The organism is Bacillus cereus group sp. MYBK227-1 (assembly GCF_051916325.1).
Taxonomy (GTDB): Bacteria; Bacillota; Bacilli; order Bacillales; family Bacillaceae_G; genus Bacillus_A; species Bacillus_A cereus.
This window is the reverse complement of sequence record NZ_JBQAGK010000002.1, coordinates 677736-694349: the sequence shown is the minus strand read 5'-3', so window position 1 is coordinate 694349 and position 16614 is coordinate 677736. Positions and strand designations below refer to the sequence as shown.

Genomic DNA, 16614 nt, shown 5'->3' with positions numbered 1-16614 from the left:
TTTCTCTTCCCGATATTCATTTTTCCATAATTTCTTCTATTTCAACAGGTCCACTACATATGTGTTTTTTTCATCTAGCGGTATGTTACTGCTTTGAACTTTGTATGTCATACATAATCGAGACTATAAAATCATATTTAGTAACAATCGACGAAAAAATTTGGAGGCTATATCGATGAATGAAAAATATGATAAACATAGGAAAAAATTATTAGAAGAAGACTTTAATAAACATCGAGAACTTACTGAACCAGCTAAATTTCACTCTCAAACAGTTGGTTCACGTGGACCCGTACTAGAGCAAGATAGTGTACTGCATGAGTCATTACAACAATTTATTCATGAAAAAATTTTAGAAAGACCTGTTCATGTAAAAGGATTTGGTGCGTTCGGTTATTTTCAAACGATATATTCGATGTCTGAACATACTAAATTAAGTTTTTTACAAAATTCTAATGAGAAAGTTCCTGTTATGGTTCGATTTTCGTTAGCTGTTAGTACGAAAGGAACACCAGATACTGCTAGAAATGTACGCGGTTTTTCCACAAAATTTTATTCAAAAGAAGGAATTTTTGACCTTCTATGTAATCACATTCCTGTTTTTTCTGTTCGTGATCCAATGCGTTTCCCTGAAACGATTCAAGCATTATTGCCTTCACCTAAAAATAACTTAATAGACCCTAATAGATTTTGGAGTTTTGTCGCTAAAGCACCTGAATCTATTCATTTTGTTGTCCGTTTATACTCTAATAATGGTACGGCCAAAAGTCTTCGCCACATTCCAGGACATAGTGTTAATACATATGTATGGAGAAATGCGGAAGGTAATCGAAAGTATGTAAAGTATCATTGGTACCCATTTGAAGGTGTACAGTACATTACTAGTAAAGAAGCAATTAAATTAGCTGCTGAAAATCCTGATTATAGCGGGAAAGATTTATATGATGCTATTGAAAATGGTAAACCAGTGGAGTATGGTTTATACGTCCAGCTCATGGATCCGAAAGATGAAGCGCACCTTTCTTATGATCCTTTAGATGACACAAAAGTATGGGATGAACAGACGTATCCTCTCATACCAGTCGGGAAAATGGTATTAAATAAAAATCCTGAAAATTTTATGGAACAAGTAGAAAAGGTCGCATTCTCTCCTTCTAATTTACTGGATGGTGCAGAACTATCAGATGATAAAATGCTGCAAGGGCGCGCTAACATTTACAGTGATTCACAAAGAAGAAGAATTGGTCCAGAATTTCGCAAATTAACGATTAACCAGCAGCAAGATTGGACACCTGCTAATCAAATTACAACCGGTGAAGGAAGGTACGTTGAAGGTAAACTTGAAAGAACTTCTATAATGAAACAGGATGACTTTACGCAGGCTGGTGAATTTTATACGAAGTTACAGCCAATAGAAAAAGAACATCTCGCTGAAAACTTAGCTAGTGATTTGAAAGTTATATCCGATGATATTAGGGAGATCGTTTTGGGGTATTTCAATCAAGTATCAACTGATTTGAAAACAAGCATTGAGACAAAAATGAAAGAGCATTAAGAAGATTAAAACATGCTTTACGAATGAGAATTCAAATCTATATTAATTATTTTCTTGTCAAAATCCAATGAGGTTATTTAATTTGAAAATATAAAGCCAACATATCCCTGTTCTATAATTAGAACAGGGATATGTTGGCTTAGTTTAATGTTTAACATTACATACTTTATTTCGCTAAAAAATGCGATAAGTAGCCTTTCAAAACAAACTATAGTAAACTATTTTACTTGTACCGTATAATTCCCTGTTCCACCACCATACTTATATACACTTAAGTAATATTTCCCTGGCTTTGCATTATAATTTCCAAGCAATTTGTTTCCATCACGTTTTGTTGCATAAGCTACATAATTATTTAAATCTGATTCAGAATATAATACCCAGTTCAGTCCAAGATTTTGTTCGTTCGTAACAGAAATTTGTAAATCTTTTTGATCCTTTACATCAATAACAAATTTATCCCCCTGATCTTGATCGCTCAAGGTTCCTCTTAACAAAATATTCAAAGATAGTGGGTTTGCTGTTTCAAATGAATTATTTGGTTCTTTTTCTACAGCCGTACCTTCTTCCGTATTCACTCCGCTAAACACAACATCATATTCAAATTGCCCAGCATTATTTACACGGTAATTTACAAAATAAGCAGTCAATGTTTTATATCCAGTCCACTCTTTTCCTGAAAGACGTTTCAACATATCATTTGTTGCTTCATTCATCACTTTCCAGTCCTCAACTTCTCCTTTAGCCACACTTCCTGTATATGTTCCCTGTAGTGTAAATGTATTAAAGAATTGTGATTTATTCTTTGTTACTTTCACATCTTTTAATTTCGCTTCATTCGTAATATCTGAAGTAACGTCCGAAAGCGATTTTGGATCATGTTGAGTTAAATATTCATCTGATACTTGTGGAATCGTATACTTATCGCGATTATCAATAAGCATTTGCATATAAGATTGATATTCTTCATTTAACTTATTATCTTTGCTTAATGTAGCACGGTATGCATCGTAACTTGAAACATCATTTGCGCGAATTAAATCATGTACTTTATCGAACATTTCTGGGCGCTTATTATACATATATGATTGCAGCGCAAACGAATAATTATAAAAATCCCACGTTCCATATTTCGCATTTAACGTTTGTGATGCTGTATAACGTTTTGCAGGATCATTAGATAACCCGCCAATTATACTTTTTCGCGGTACTACACTATCTAATCGAGTTGCACCTGCAAAGAACTCTGCATTCCCTTCTTCAAACCATGTTAAACGTTCATTTTGATACATTTCCCCTTGGCCCCATAATCCCTGAACTTCGTACCTTCCCTGTAAGTAGTGCGTAAATTCATGGCGGAACAATTCTTCCAGACTGTAAATACTTTGCTCTGGTGTACGTTCATATGTAAAGAAAGTTCCTGTCCCTTCAATATAAATCCCACCATTATTCGTTTCATATCCGTACAGTTGACGATTAAATTGATACTCATCTGGGCTATTATAAATAACCATCGTTAACACATCATCAGCATGTCCACTTTCAAGTGGTTTATCGCTACCAACTGTACGATAAAATTGAGAACGCACCTCTTTTGCCGCCCAGTATAGACGTTTAATTTTCTCTTCGCTAACTTTATCCCCAGCTTTAAAGACAATTGCTCCATCATCAAACGTATACGTTTTCGGTAAATATTTCTTTTTACCTTCTTCTCGAATTTGATCTAAATTTACAGTTTTTCCATTCGCATCTATTCCTCCATAATTTGTAGTAATTTGTTCTGCCGCAACAAAGTATTGCTCTCCTAAATATGGATAAATTCGCATTGCATCTGTAACAACTTGTTGTCCTTTTGTCGGCGTGCTATGAAGCTTGCCCAATCGGCCAGCATAATAAATTCCATTATTAATTAACCATCCGTTTTTATTTGTTACTGTACCAAGTAGTGCAAAACGATTTACTTCATTAATAAAGTTATCGATATTCCGAAACCACATCGTATCTTTTGGCTCTTTTCCAGTCGTGTACATATCCGTCTGAATATCAAAGTCAATTCCCTTCATCAACTCATATATAGCGTCTCCTTTTGTTCGGTCTTCAATGAAAGTTGCAAGATTATCATTATATTGTTTAAAAATTTCACCTGCATATAAAACCGTTTCAACATCTGCTGATGCATTTCCAATTAATTTTCCATATGATGCAATTACTTTATTTTGTTCTGATGTACCAAGTTTGAAATTTGGATTTTTTGCAATTGTTTTTAAAGCTGGTAAACACTTATCATGGTAGCTACGCTCATTTAGTTTGCTTAATTCATCATGGTAAAAACCTAAATAAAATGCTGCACGTAGAGCTTCTACTAATGTTTCAATCCCTTTTGAATCATCTTTCGTATAAGCTTGTCCTTGTTCTGCTAGTTTATTAATAATTGCTTGCATTCGGCTATCATCTTGATAGAATTTAAGACTATCACTATTAAACTGAAATAATTCCGGAATTTGATACCATTTAATTGTCACAAGAAGATCAGTTAATTGTTTATTATTTAATTGATTTAACTCAGCCATTGAATACTTTTTTTCTTCAGCTAACGGTTTAATATTATCGGTTGGTGCTAGTGGACGCTGTGATAAATCCGCTAATTTTAACCGTTTTGTAAAAGATGCATTTTCTTGTACTTTTGAAGGGTGCGCCAATTCATCAACAGATTTCTGTATTCCTACCGGCTCCATTTGTAATACGTTCTTCACATTTTGCTCTTTTGTCTCTGCTTGAATTTGCAAACCATTACATGTTATTGTCACTAATCCAACACCAAGAATCCACTTAGAAATTTTCGAATATTTAACCATCCCATTGCCCCCTAATAATTTAAAAGAAAATTCAGAATTTCGAAATCAAAAAACCCACTTATTTGTATGTATTTACAGTTCCGCTATAAATACAACTATGATTAATAATGCAATAGTAGCTTGTTTTATACTATTACGAGTACAGATTCCTTACATACAATCTCCCTTCCTTACATGTAATACAAGCAAAAACCGTGCCAATCATATTTCTTATGAATAGCCAACATTCTTTTATAAATACTGTAGAATAAAATATACATAGGTGGTTCGGCAATGTATAAATCATTTGACACAAAATCTAATATTTATGAAGAACAAATTCATTGAATATTATAAGTTCATTAGCCAGTAAATAATCCCCAATTATTAAATCTCTCAAAAAAAGGTAAACAAACATATTCCATAAAGCTAATATGTTCGTTTACCTTTTTCTATTTCACATCAACAGCAAAATATCGTTGAATAAAAACAGTATGAATAAGTATTTTGTTATTCATTTCTCTTTTTCATATAATCTTTTTCACATTGCAACAGCTTGAATTTCACTTTTTTCCCTTTCTTCTTTTTCGTTTTTATAACGAGCCATTCCCCTTTTTCAACGTCTAGTTTTAGGCGTTTCATTACATTGATATTATCTTTTACTTTATAAAGTAAAAATGCTTCTTGCGCCCTCACAAATAAGCTGGGCTGTTCGCTAAATCCACCACTATCATAAATTTTAGTTAGCGAATTATAATAAGAATCATTTTCCTTTCCACCATACATCAAATGAGCAGCCTCCAGATCTCTTTTACTTACTTCCCAAAAACTATGTTCATCAATATTTAAATTAAATGTGGATTTAATGTCCTGTATTATATTCTTCACATGCTTTTCATCTCTAACTTTTCTTTCTTCGAGACAATCCGAAGATAATTCTGGTGCATCTGATTGGGAATGTACAACGTGTTGTATTGATACACACAGAATAAATACGCTTAAAATGTAAAATATTTTTTTCATATTTACATATCACCTCAAATGATTTAGATACTATATCATTTGAGGCTTACAATATTCTTATGCTAATAATGAGAAAGATCCTATAAAATTTTTATAGGATCTTTCCTTTTAATATTGCTTTATCAAATTCACGGGCGGGGCAACTACCTTACTACTTTTCACATCATATAATCCTATAGGTGTTACTCGTATAAAAGGCAAGTGCGTCGCAGAAAAGAATAAAATTGTAAATGCTGGATCATCATACGCGTAGCCACGCTCTTGTAGTAATTTCACCATCTGTTTCTCTTCCTGTATTAATTCACTCATTTTTAAATTAGACATAATCCCGAGCAATGGTAATGCTATTTCGTGTAACACTTCATTGTTTTCTGCTACGACCATTCCACCACCGAGCTCTTTTACTCTACGAAAAGCTGTAAGCATATCTTCTTTACTTTTTCCAATGAGAATCATATCACCTGTGCCGGAATAAGAACTAGCAAGACCACCTAATTCTTTCGCAAAACCTTTTACAACTGTATTTACTCGCCAAGTACCATCACGAGCAATCATCATGAGGAAGCATTCATCATGATCTGTGGATAATTCATCACAGTCTATATTGATTTCACTAGTATATGGTTTTGTAATAACGTTATTTAATAAGTGTATCCCCGTTTTATTAGAGAAAATCATATCCTCTTTTTCTATTGACCAATCTAATGATAATGGAGTTACTTTATATTTACTCCAGTCTATATGTAATGCTTCATGCGTATTTACACCGTCACGCTTCACCCATTTCCCCTTTGCAAGGACACTAATTGGTACTGGGTTTTCTTTACTTTCTAAAATATTGATATTAGCAATTCTACCTGTCGCAATCGAACCATGTACATGTTCCATATTATAATAGCGAGCAATATTATAACTTGCCATATGGTATGCATCTATTACTGGCACTCCCTGTTTTATCGCGGTAGAAATCATTACGTTTGTCATTCCATTTTCATAAAACGAAGAATGTGAGCCGTCTGTTGTAAAAAAGAATCTATCAAACTGCTTTACGCCTAGTTCCAACAATTCTTTCAGTAAAACTTCTAAATCTGGGCGGATTGAAGAATTTCTTAGGGAAACAGTGTAACCTTGCATAAGACGAGTGAAAACTTCCTGCCCTGTCATCGCTTCATGATCACAATCTGTACCTAACAGTTTTAACTTCGCTAAAGTCGTTTCAGATGCACCCGGAAAATGTCCTTCTACTTTCTTTTGCAATCGCTTCGTTTCCTGCACCCAAGTTAACATTTCATCATCGCCATGTAATAGTTTTGGCCATGCTGTTAGCTCGCCGCCTTGAAGAACCGCTTCATGCTGCAGCCACTCTATTATTTCTTCACGATTAAACAAAGATTCTCCGTTTTGCAATTCAGTCTGTCCATCAAAACGGCACCACCAATACATACTTGCTGGAATCTTATTGAATTCATCTAATAAACGAAATGCTTCTTCACGCTTTAATGTGAAAAATAAAGTTAAATTATCATTAATAAAAGTTGTTGTCCCAAACTGCATCGCATGATTCGCTAGCGTCTCTGGGTTATACAACTGATACGGATGTGCATGTGGTTCTATGTAACCGGGTACGACATACTTTCCTTCGCAATCAACAACTTCACACTCCGTTAATTGCTCTGGCAGCTGCTCCCCTACGTATACAATTCGATCATTATATATTTAAATATTCGCTGTCATCCACTCGCGCATATAAGAATTTAAATATGTTGCATTCTTTAATAATATGTGTGTGCTTCTCTTACCATCTAGTACTTCAACATGTTCTCGTAATTGTTTATTACTCCATTTATAATGATTTTTCCCCATTGTATTCAACTCCAAATCAACTCATAATTATTTTGATTAAAACGAGTAATATTTAACTAACTAAAGTATTTTCCATTCATAACTCCCCTATTGGTGCCCCTATACCCTTCATTATATGTAAAAATTTAAAAAACAACAATTTTCAGAACTATATACATACCTCTTTTATCCAAAATAAAAAAGAATGTCATGTAACTGACATCCTTTTTTATTTTGTCGTAAGCATTAAGATTGATTTTCACTTTGGAATACACTTGATGTCATATCATAAATGCAACTACTGCCCATAGTTGCGAACTTAAAAAAGCACCTCTTTTAAATACAACTATAACAAAATTCTATTCATTTTCTTTTCATCTATTTATTAAATTCAATTTGCATCATTTTATTTAACTGCGGAACAATATCGACCCCACCTATTGAGTTAAGACTGATAGCTAATGTATGTTTGCCTCCAATTACTCCCCCAGCAAAAGTTGCAAATCCAGGAATTCCTCCTCCATGCCCCCAAACTGAAACACCGTTTGGAAGTTTAGTCTCATAGATTCCAAGACCGTATGCGTCACCAACCCCTTTGCCTTCTATAGGAACTGTAGTAAGCATTTCTTTTAGCTCGCGTTCCTTCAGTAACTTACCACCAAGTAAAGATGAAAAGAACTTATTTAAGTCATCCGCATTAGAAATCATATCTCCAGCTGCATTAGCTAAACTCGGATTATAATACGTAATATCTTTGAACTCGCCTGTTCCTTCCATTTTCACATATCCACGAGCATGATTCTTTCCTGGAATGACGGGTGAATTTCCTGGTAAAAACGTATTTGATAGATCCAAAGGTTCAATAATTCGCTTTTCGATTTCTTCCGCATAACTATTTCCAGTTATTTTTTCAATAAGCATTCCTAGTATTACGTATCCTGTGTTTGAATACAACCAATCTTTACCCGGCGAGAAATCTGGAGGCAGCGAAAGGCCTATTTTCACTATTTCTTCTGCTGTATACGTTTTTTTCGAATTCATTATGTCCGCGTCTTTTGACTTTAAGTATTCAGCGATACCACTCGTATGATTCAAAAGTTGTCGTATCGTAATTTGATTACCATCATACCCATTTCCTTGCACGAGACCTGGTAGCCACTTTTCAATTGGATCGTCAAGTTGTAAGCGATTTTCTCCTACTAATTGAAGCACAGTCGTCGCAATAAACGTCTTCGTCACACTACCAATCCGAAAGCGATAATCCGAATTCACCGGCTTCTTTGTACTTAAGTCCGCCACGCCAGCAGTAAAACTACTAGTTTTTCCGTTGTTAGACGCCTTAGCTAATATTCCTACAGCACCAAGCTGTACTGTTTCCTGCATTACTTGTTTCCAGCCATTACGATTCTTTTGATCATGTACTTGTGACGAACTAGAAATATTTTGAGTTGACTCTGCAGTCACAGTAAAACCAGGTGTGAATAGAACAGTACCCGCTAATAAAACTGCAAAACTTGCTAACTTAATTGAATTACATTTTTTCATAAGGCTTTCTCTCCTCCATTAATATCGGATTGATTCAAGCTATACTTTCATCCTATATGATAAATCTCTCTTTTTTCTTATCCATTCCTTACGAAATACTTACGTTTAAATTTAAATACGGTAAACTGAGGAAGAGTTATGCATGCAAATAAAAAGAGAACATGTTTTCATTTTTTATGTAAACATGTTCTCTTAAACATTTAAAATTCTATACCAACTTTTCATCCTATTCTTTACACAACTAATTTATATTCCTTTTTACCAGCCCGCACTAGCATTCATACCATTTCCAATAATAGAAAGTAATAGCGGCCATAATACTGGTCCTAGTGTAAGAAATATATTTAGAAGTATGAGCATTCTATATCCAACGGTGAAATTGTGATTTTTACGATTAACAAATACTAAACTGATTAATGATATTATAGTTGTTAAAAATAATACTAACATTAGCAACCAATACCACACCATTAAACTAAGACTCCACGGTGTTAATAGCTCATGTATGATACAAAATGAGATTCCTAATACAGCAAAACTAAAACTAGTCACCGATGTTTTTATAAGCCATTTATTTATTTTTTTATCGTATGTATTTTTACAATATAAATCTATTAAAGTATATAAAGATAAATATGCCATTAATACACCTATCCAAGACAATAACCAGTCTCCGTCTCCTTTGAATAATACGTACAGTAACCAACACATACCTACTGCTGAAAAAACAAAGGAAATAAGTATGCTTTTTAATACCGATTTCATTACATTTTCACACCCTTAAAAAATCAAAAATTAATTATAATTTATAAAAATTAAGTATAGGTTAACATGTAATGAAGTATAAGTAAATAAAGTTAATTTTGTTTACCTATTTGAAGACGGTTTCATATAAGAAAATAATTCATGTTAATCAAATTTCTGTATAAAAATAGAAAAGGTGGATATTTATGTATCAACCTTCCCGTCTCCCTCTACCCACTTCATTATTTCTTCCACATCTAAATCCGTATACGTCTTTTCACCATAACGAACAGACTCATATAACGAGATAATATCCCTTGTTCTACAAATTCTTTTTAACCATTGTTGTATCGTTTCATAGGACCTTCTCTGTTCATGAAATGGTAATGTTCTTTCCCATTCAACTAACGTTTTTCTTATCTTATCTGTCGGTAACGGCCGTTCTAACTGATGAATGACTTTTTCATTCTTTATGCTTCTTACCGCAGTTTGCTTTGTGATCGATTCTTTCTCCTGTACTATTTCTGTTCTCATCAATTTGTTCCTAATATACTTGCAGATGGCATATATAATTAATATTGCGATTATCACATAAAAAACTATAGTAATCCATACATTTGAAAGAACAGAAAGCACGTCACTCCATAGACTTTCTCTTTCGAAAGGTTGAAATTTTTTACCCGTTTTCGTTCTTATACCCGTATCTTTTACTTCTTCATATTCATCTTCATCTATTTTGGAATCATCAAAATTTTCACCTATACTAGTAAAGTCATAATTTCTTTCCGATATTGTCTTAGTCTTACTGAAAAAACGCTCTTTTACTATGTCTTGTACATACACAATACCTTGTGATAACGTTATCGCACTAATCGCAAAGAAAAGTATGATTAAAGTTCTCACACTCCATAACTTCACTTTCATATGTCGCTTTTTATTCACCATGACATAAGCCCCTTCTTATTCTTTCATTACAATCCATTTATTCGTTCTACTGTATTTCTTTGGTGAAGTACCAATAATTAAAGGAACCGCATCCAGTTCCTTTCGACGAAAGCCTGCTGTGTAAAAGTAAGAAGAAGATATAGGCGTATCTTGGTCTGATATCGAGGCAAGTATCCTTAATACATTTTGCAAATGTTTCCGATTATCCCCATTTTTTATATGTAGCAAACCGTTATCTTTTACACTATTGATCCATACTTCAAACGAACAGTTTTGTATAAGAAGTTGTTTGCATATACCTGCTGTTAATTCAATTAGTTCCTCTATATCATTTCGCAAAGAAACACCACTTTTATTTTGCAAGTTGAGATAAATCGCGTATTTATCACATTGTGTTCGCTCATACTTTTTCGCAATTATCGTCCCTGTTTTCGCTGTTGCACTCCAGTGGATGGAACGAAAATCTTCATTTTCATAAGACTTTACTCCCATTACTTTCGTTTCATCATATAAGGGTGAAGACATCGCTTTTCGAAATCCTCGTGACCATTCTTGTAATTCAGGAACTTGTATTTTCGGAACAGCTGGTAAGACTAAATAAGAGGGCGTATCAACTTGTTTATATGTTATATGGTTCGTTATAAATCCAAAGAGATCAGTAATAACAATTTCAACTTCTTCCCATTTCGCGATGCCTCTTTTTAACGCTACAGCTTGCAAATCAAATGAAACTGACTCCCTTCCTTTTAAATTAAAATTCATATAATAATTTGAACCTGTACTATGATTTTTGTTTATTTCATCATGATTCCAAGTTAGCTTATTTTCACATTTAAATCGAAATACGATATTAAGAATAGGAAATATCGACTTGTTTGAAATTTTCATTTTGCACATATTCGTTTCACCTATAAAAACATTCGAATTCCCTTGACTGTATTCCCATTCAACACGAGATACTTTACGTATATATACATGCATAGCACCTATTAAAATTACATATAAAAATACGAGAGATAAAAACAGTAGATTACTTGAAAATACACTTAAAATAACGGCTACAACTGACATAACCCCCATTACGAAAGGCTCCGCTAAAGGTGTATACACAAGCTGTTGATTCATCGTACATTCTCCACTGGCACACTAATCGTATGAAGAATTTCTTTCATAATTTGTTCTTTCGTCGTTTTCATCTCTCCCTCAATTGTTAACGTTAAACGATGAGCACAAACGGATGCAGTGAGCGTCTTAATATCATCTGGCGTACAGTAATCTCTTTCATTTAATATTGCCCGTGCTTGAATCGCTCTCATAAATGCCAACGTTCCCCGAGGGCTTACACCAATTTCAATTAACTCATGGTTACGAGTTGCTTCAATAATTTCAAGAAGATAATCTTGCACATCATTCCCTACTAACACTTCTCTTGCACGCTTTTGCATCGTAATAATTTCTTCACTTGAAATAATAGAGTGTAATGTTTCTAACGGATCATTCATTTGAAACCGATTCATCATTTCCTTTTCAGCTTCTCTCGTAGGATAACCTTGGCGAATCATAAGTAAAAATCGGTCTAATTGAGCATCTGGTAAAGGAAATGTGCCCGCTGATTCGAGTGGATTTTGCGTTGCTATAACTAAAAAAGGTTCTGGTAATGAATGTGTCTGTTTCGCAATTGTAACCGTACGCTCTTCCATAACCTCAAGTAACGAAGATTGTGTTCTCGGTACAGCTCGATTAATTTCATCCACTAATACGATATTTGCAAAAATAGGACCTAACCTCGTTTTAAAATCCGATTCCTTCACATCAAAATATTCAAGGCCAATAACATCTCCAGGCAAAGTATCCGCTGTAAATTGTATTCTTTGAAATTTAGCGTCCACACTTTTAGCCAAACTTTTCGCTAATGTTGTTTTTCCTGTCCCAGGTACATCCTCTAATAAAATGTGTCCTCTTGCTATTAGAGCAATGGCTGCTAGTTCAATCGATTCGTCTTTTCCTATAATAACCTTCGAAATATTATTAGTAATTTTCTTTAATGTACTCATATATTATCTACCACCTTTTAATTATCTAAAAATTAAGAATATATTTTTTCCAAATTATAACATGTAATTCGAAGATGAAATAGAGTGAAAATGAATCTTTTATTTTTTCTTCATTGCACGCAAAAAAGCACCTATTGTCGTATATTGACAATGAGGTGCTTAACTCAATCCAACAGCCTTCTTTCCCTCTAATTTTTAGTAACAATACATCCTTTTTACTCCCACGCATACATTGTTTTCAATTAACTAGTAAAATGCATTCTAATATTACATATAATAAAAACCATTTCGATTTGTTCGTTATAGAACTTCCTCTACATCGACACTCTCAATCTTCACTTCATACATATTTGGGATGCTTGCTTCTTTTGGTACCCATGCATAATAATTTTGATCATTTTCTAATATAAATTGAACTAACTTTGTTTCTGAAACATTCCAGAAATTTTTAAGATTATCAATGTAGTCTTCTAAATCGTCTTTATAGTCCAGTTGTAATATATAATCTCTTACCGTCAGGGCAAACACAATTAAACTTCCTAATAGATTTTTTTGCTCATTTTCTTCTTCATACTCTTGTGGTAAGAACCACACTTGACCTATTCCTATCGTTTTTTTGTATTTTTCATAAAAACTACTATCATCCATATTCTCATAATCATGTATTAATTCATTGACCAATAAATGCCATTTTGGCGGAATAATATTTTCCAATGCAGGATTATGTTCAATTCCTTCTACTATATCCTCGATTTCTTCTGTCTCATCTTCATAGTGATATTCACTTAGGTCTATATGCTTGAATTTCATTTCATTTTTATAATGTGCCAAATCATATGGATAATGATTATTATCTTTTAAACTTGTATCATCAAGTCCGAGTATCTTTACTATTGCAGCTGTCTCAAAGCTCCAATACCCCACATATCCAGGTTCTTTATGTGCATTTTTCCATTCATAATCATAATGGCCTTTAAACCATTCTTTCTCCATGTACGTTTGCAATCTTTTAGACGCTTCTTTTTTATCTGTTTGTGCAAGTTCTATAATCTCTCTCGTTTTTGCATATGGATTTTCTTTATAATATCTATTCGTCATTTTTGTGTATCCAATATCACTAGCGCATAAGAGGAAATCAATTACTGCATCATTCACATTTTTTTTATCAACTATCTTTTTTAATCTTTCTATATTCTTTTTATCCGTTTCTAACAAAATTCCTAAGGAAATCATCCAAATCAGACTTAAATATCCAATTTCCCTACTTCCTGTATTCTCTAAATCATAAATTGCATTATGAAAATCTTTTTCTATTACACTAACATCTTCCCCTAAAGAATACTTTGCCCTAATTTCCTCCATCTCATATCTAAAATTGGCTAGATATGTCCCTTCTATAATACTCTTATTATCTTTAGAATATCTTTGAATTCCATTTTTAGTATCTTCTTCTAAACTTTTAATATCTTCTCTATTTTCCTCTATAAACTCTTTATGATATTCAATTCCTTCTCTACACTTTTCTTCTATACATAAATAATCTCTCATACCATTCAATTCCTCCTCGCTTCTAAATTATGGCCATTCTCCAACAATGTTACCCTTTGCATCTATTCTAAATGTTTTCACATTTCCACTACTATCAACCTTTGATAACACTCTCTCAACTTCCTGATCTTGTAATGCTTTCGTAATCTTTGATGCTAATTTTGCATCTCCATCAACTGCCTTCAATATTCTACTTTTTCGGGTCTTCGCACCATTCAACCAATCATTTGACATTTGTCTTCCATCTTTAGTTTTACTTAGTTTAGCACCACCACATAATCAATTTGAACAGACGAAAGGTGAGCCCACATTTCTCACAAGCCCACCCTGTCTATTTCTGATGCTTCTTCATTCATTTTTGCGCAATTAATTTCTTTATCTCTAAAAATATACATCGAGTACAATCCTTGTTCTTCACAGTATACTTTAATTTCATCTTTTTAATATCTGAAGCTACATCCACCTTTAACTTGCCCTAGTGTTGAAACTGGTTTATCCCTAGAAATTTTTAACTTTCATCTTCCTATTACATAAATTGTAATTTTCGTAACGATTTTTAACAAATATTCGGACATTTACCCTATGGAGTACACTCATAAAAGTTTTCTAAAGAGGGTCACTCTTTTTAATGAGACTACATTTTCGAACTGTAATCACTTCTTAACAACTACTAATCTACCTCTATTATTTATATCCCTTCTTTGGTTTCTGCACAATCATTAATGTTTCTTTTTAATACTCATCTTCAAATAGACAATTATATATAGTAACACCTGTTTCCTTTAACTCTAACGAAACATCCTCCACTTCAATACTTAACGTTTCTTTATCAAGATTCTTTATTCCGTTACTATCTAATAATTTTAAAATACTACTTCCTATTTTCTTAGATTCATCATTGTATGGCGAGGACTCTTCAACTAGCTCGATTGTACCATTAGTATATCTATATCTTAAATATTTAACCACTGCATATGGCGCGATTGCCGAAATCATTAGCATTACACAATTAATTTCTGATTGCTTCCGAACGTACTCACTAAATTCTACACTACCAAAACGAAATTTCACATCTAGTGGTAGAAGAATGTAAGAAAAACATGTTGAATAACTAAAATCAGTAATATTATCAACGTTTATATTTGATATTTTATTAATTTCTCCATCCCAAAAATGTTTATCAACAAATTTCCCCAAAACATATTGGAAATCACCTTGTTTATATAATTTATTAACAACTTTTAGTATCTCATCACTCATAATTATTCTCCTTTATTGTACAGGGTACCCATGTATATTTCCTTTACCATCCATATGAACCTTTACCCTCGTTTCTCCATTTGGACCTATTGGCTTTCCAAAATCATGCACTCTAACACTTCCGTCTGGCTTTACTGGTGTTCCTTTCACCCATGCTTCTTGTGTCTCTACTACTCCATTTTTCCCTGCTCCCCACTGCGATTTGGTTGAGACATTATTCCCATGACCAGGAACATGTTTACCCTGTTTTCCTGCATCAACTTTTGGAGCACCTGAAACGCCAGCATCAAAATGCCCTTGACTTGCTAGTTTATCATTTTTTCCAATGTTCCCTGCTACACTGGCTCCCTGACCATCAACACCTGTACCCTTACCCCCACCAGAAGACTGGATTTCTTGAATAGTATCCTTAGTATTTTGAATCGATTTATTCCAAACAAATCTACCATGTACAAAAAGACTTGCCCCAGTAGCTGTTGCTGCTATATCTAATGGAATAACAATTGGTGATGCTAACCCACCAGTTCCTACTTCTGCCACGATAGTTAAGAAATTAGATCCGCCTATGACCGAGATACCTTCAAACATTTCTAGAATGGACCCGGCTATTTAATAATTTTGCCCTGTTTTTTTTAATGTTTTTTGACATTGAAAAACATACTATATAGCATCAATTGAAGCCTATGTGCCTGTGAAATGCAAGGTACGAAAGTGCATTCGCTCAAATAATAATTTTCAATTTAAATCAACAAAAGAGACCTCAAATGTGAAGTCTCTCTTGTTGATTATTTTCCATAAGTAACTCGCCATTTATTTGTTTATTTTAAGACAGATAACATGGTTCATTCAAATATATATCCTAAAGAAAAAATTTTTCCTGCCGTCATAAGCTAGTAGAATAGATTCAATTAATTCTTATTAATTGCGATAAACTCACTAGGAATCTCATCTGCTAACCAAACTTTTTCATTTCCTAAATAAAATTTAACGCCTTCTTCTCTAGCTTTTTCAGTATTAACTTCTAAAATAATAGGATGCTTATCTTTTCTTTGTTCAAAGCCTTCAGAAGCAAAATCATGAATAAGTTGAACTTTACTTCCTTTGCCGATTTCAAAATATGCAGTATCGTCATTATCAACTCTTTTAGCAAAAGGAATCAGCTTACGATTAGGATATCTTTTCTTCATACCAGAGTATATGTTAGTAGCCTGTTCTGATTCCTTTAAAAACCATATATCAAAATTAACTAAATCTAATTTGACTA

15 protein-coding genes are annotated in these 16614 nt (G+C 33.4%); 1 reads left to right on the top strand and 14 read right to left on the bottom strand.

What is annotated here, in order from left to right; all coding sequences use genetic code 11:
* The first annotated feature begins 175 nt into the window (after positions 1-175).
* A complete protein-coding gene (locus ACTFRM_RS10590; RefSeq protein WP_088322617.1) occupies positions 176-1555 on the top strand; it encodes a catalase in 1380 nt (459 codons plus the stop codon).
* Positions 1556-1773: 218 nt separating this feature from the next.
* On the opposite strand, the gene colA is transcribed toward ACTFRM_RS10590, so the two are convergent.
* The 14 genes from colA to ACTFRM_RS10520 all read right to left on the bottom strand — a co-directional run bounded on the left by colA (position 1774) and on the right by ACTFRM_RS10520 (position 16585).
* Positions 1774-4410 (bottom strand): collagenase ColA, encoded by a 2637-nt coding sequence (gene colA / locus ACTFRM_RS10585; protein WP_069358092.1) that lies wholly within the window; start codon positions 4408-4410, stop codon positions 1774-1776.
* A gap of 489 nt (positions 4411-4899) precedes the next feature.
* On the bottom strand, positions 4900-5412 hold the full coding sequence (locus tag ACTFRM_RS10580) for a hypothetical protein (RefSeq protein WP_440043286.1): 513 nt from the start codon (positions 5410-5412) through the stop codon (positions 4900-4902).
* A gap of 108 nt (positions 5413-5520) precedes the next feature.
* Entirely contained in the window at positions 5521-7128 is a 1608-nt protein-coding gene (locus tag ACTFRM_RS10575) for an adenine deaminase (protein WP_440043382.1), read from the bottom strand.
* Positions 7129-7275 (bottom strand): hypothetical protein, encoded by a 147-nt coding sequence (locus ACTFRM_RS10570; protein WP_440043284.1) that lies wholly within the window; start codon positions 7273-7275, stop codon positions 7129-7131. It lies immediately after the preceding gene.
* A 357-nt stretch (positions 7276-7632) separates the two neighbouring features.
* Complete coding sequence (locus tag ACTFRM_RS10565; protein ID WP_440043283.1) at positions 7633-8799, bottom strand: serine hydrolase domain-containing protein; 1167 nt, start codon at positions 8797-8799, stop codon at positions 7633-7635.
* A 258-nt stretch (positions 8800-9057) separates the two neighbouring features.
* Positions 9058-9564 (bottom strand): DUF3902 family protein, encoded by a 507-nt coding sequence (locus tag ACTFRM_RS10560; protein ID WP_000843838.1) that lies wholly within the window; start codon positions 9562-9564, stop codon positions 9058-9060.
* Positions 9565-9747: 183 nt separating this feature from the next.
* Positions 9748-10488: a hypothetical protein gene (locus ACTFRM_RS10555; protein ID WP_088322383.1), complete on the bottom strand. Its 741-nt coding sequence runs from the start codon at positions 10486-10488 to the stop codon at positions 9748-9750.
* A gap of 15 nt (positions 10489-10503) precedes the next feature.
* Entirely contained in the window at positions 10504-11613 is a 1110-nt protein-coding gene (locus ACTFRM_RS10550; RefSeq protein WP_440043282.1) for a DUF58 domain-containing protein, read from the bottom strand.
* Positions 11610-12542 (bottom strand): AAA family ATPase, encoded by a 933-nt coding sequence (locus ACTFRM_RS10545; protein ID WP_000105658.1) that lies wholly within the window; start codon positions 12540-12542, stop codon positions 11610-11612. Before ACTFRM_RS10545 ends, ACTFRM_RS10550 begins: the two co-directional genes overlap by 4 nt.
* A 300-nt stretch (positions 12543-12842) precedes the next feature.
* Entirely contained in the window at positions 12843-14090 is a 1248-nt protein-coding gene (locus ACTFRM_RS10540) for a PoNi-like cognate immunity protein (protein ID WP_440043281.1), read from the bottom strand.
* Between the two features lie 27 nt (positions 14091-14117).
* Complete coding sequence (locus tag ACTFRM_RS10535) at positions 14118-14324, bottom strand: hypothetical protein (RefSeq protein WP_000063994.1); 207 nt, start codon at positions 14322-14324, stop codon at positions 14118-14120.
* Positions 14325-14822: 498 nt separating this feature from the next.
* The gene (locus ACTFRM_RS10530) at positions 14823-15350 is read right to left on the bottom strand and encodes a hypothetical protein (protein WP_001278748.1); all 528 of its coding nucleotides are present in this window, start codon (positions 15348-15350) and stop codon (positions 14823-14825) included.
* Between the two features lie 12 nt (positions 15351-15362).
* Positions 15363-15938 carry a hypothetical protein gene (locus ACTFRM_RS10525; RefSeq protein ID WP_088322381.1) on the bottom strand — a complete coding sequence of 192 codons (576 nt, stop codon included), beginning with the start codon at positions 15936-15938 and terminating at the stop codon, positions 15363-15365.
* 320 nt (positions 15939-16258) lie between these two features.
* Positions 16259-16585, bottom strand: coding sequence for an RNA 2'-phosphotransferase (locus tag ACTFRM_RS10520; RefSeq protein WP_368074245.1), 327 nt, complete (start codon positions 16583-16585; stop codon positions 16259-16261).
* Positions 16586-16614: the final 29 nt, after the last annotated feature.